Annotated in this window: 1 protein-coding gene; it reads right to left on the minus strand. The window is 60.6% G+C overall.

The genetic code is table 11. From position 1 onward, the window contains the following. A partial coding sequence (locus AB5758_RS08740) for a Spy0128 family protein (protein ID WP_368155500.1) occupies positions 1 to 1,880 on the minus strand: 1,880 nt, incomplete at its 3' end. Between the last annotated feature and the right edge of the window lie 15 nt (positions 1,881 to 1,895).

The raw sequence follows: 1,895 nt of genomic DNA on the forward strand, positions 1-1,895 counted from the left end.
GTGTAGGTGTTCGTGAAGGTGGGGGCATTGGCCTTGTCACCATCGTAGGTAACAGCGGCGTCCAGCTTGCCGGCATTGTCCATGACCTTCACCACGGCATGGTGCACCGTAGCGTCGTAGGTCACGTGGGACAGGTCGCCCTCCTGTTCCGCGACGGTGTATTTGTACTCGCCGGCCTTGGTGTAGTCGATGGCCGGGAAGGTGACGGTGCCGTCCTCGCTGTTCTTGGCGCTCCGGATGGGTTGCTTGCCCTTCAGCTGCTCAGCCGTCAGGTCGCCCTCGTACAGGTCGAAGGTGAACTCGCCGCCCTTGAGCGTGGCCGGCGTGTTGTCGGGCTTCACATAGGCCTTCTTCGCCGTGAGCGCCACCGAGGTCTCGGCGGGCTGGTACTTGTTAGTGAAGGTCGGGGCATCGTTCTTGCCGTCATAGGTGACGGTCGCCTTCGCCTTGTCGCCCTCCGCCTTCACCGAGACGTGAACCTTCACCGCCTTGGTGTCGTAGGTGATAGTCGGATCGGCACCGACGTTCTCCTCCTTGAGTTTGTAGTCGTACTCGCCGATGGTCAGACCGGTGAGGGCAAGATTGATCTTGCCCTCCTTGTCGTTCTGGACGATCTTGACGGGATTACCCGTGGACGTGTCGCCTTGGTACAGGCCGAAGGCGAACGCGCCGTCCGTCAGCGCCTTGCCCGCGAGAACTTTCGTGGCCTCGACGGTAACGTCCGTCGTCGGCTTCACGTTGGTGAAGGTCGGCACGGCCTTATCGCCGCCGTAGGTGACGGTCGCGTCCAGCGTGCCGTTCTTGTTATCGGTAACGCTGACCTTGACCTTCACTTTCTGACCGTCGTAGACGATGGTCTGGTCGTTACCGGTAACTTCCTTGATGGTGTACTCGTAGTCACCTGCCTCGGTGTAGTTGATGGGCTGGAAGGTAATGTTGCCCTTCTCGTCGTTCGTGACGGTCTCAATGGGCGTGCCTTCCGCCTTGTCACCCTTGTACAGAACGAACGAGAAGTCGTTCCCCGCGAGCGCACCGCCCCTAAAGCGTTTCTTCGCCGCCAAGGTCACGGAACCCTTCGCAGCATAGCTGTTGATAAAGGTGGCGAGGTTCACCTTGCCGTCCTTGACCTCAGCCTTGATGGGCTTGGCCTCAGCGTCACCATCCTTCTTCACCGTCACGCCCGTGACGGTCAGCTTGGCGTCCTTATCCTCGACCCTTACCGTGACGGTATAGGTCGAGGCGTCCATCGTCCAGCCGGCGTTCTGCACGCCGTCCGCTGCGGGATCATCATCAGCGTTGTGCACCTCGGTGAGCGTGAACGTGTACTCGCCCGCCTTGTTGAACGTCATATTCGAGAAGTCGACCGTCTGGCCCTTGTCCTTGATAATCTTGTCCTTCGTGGCCTTGGACTCCGCGTGCGCGTCGCCCGCCAGGTCGTCCGACACACCCAAGTCGCCGGCGGCGATCTTCTGCTGTGTCTCTTCCGTGGCGGTCAGCGTGAACGAGAACGCCTTCTCCGTGCTCTCAACACCGGAGATCTTCTTCGTCACCTGCGGGGTCAGCTCGTCGCTGGCGTCTGACTTGTAACTGTTCTTGAACGGGACGGTAGGCGTAGCGGGCTTCGCATTGCGACTCGAGACCGTCTTCACGTAGTTGGTCGTGGTATCGAGGCCCTTAATCGCCTCGGCCGTCAGCGCATCAACGTTGCCGCCCCCGCCAACAAGCGCCGTCACGCCCGGGCCCTTCGCGATGGTCGTCTCGGTGTAGAGCTGGCCTTTGTTGTCCGGATTCGGCTTCACCGCAATGAGCACGTAGGCGTCACCGGGGTACTCGGTGTCATACGTGTATCCACCAGCGTTGGCGCCATGCGCCTCAGACACCTTGTACACATACAC

Origin of the sequence: Collinsella aerofaciens, assembly GCF_040926405.1 — a bacterium.
GTDB lineage: Bacteria > Actinomycetota > Coriobacteriia > Coriobacteriales > Coriobacteriaceae > Collinsella.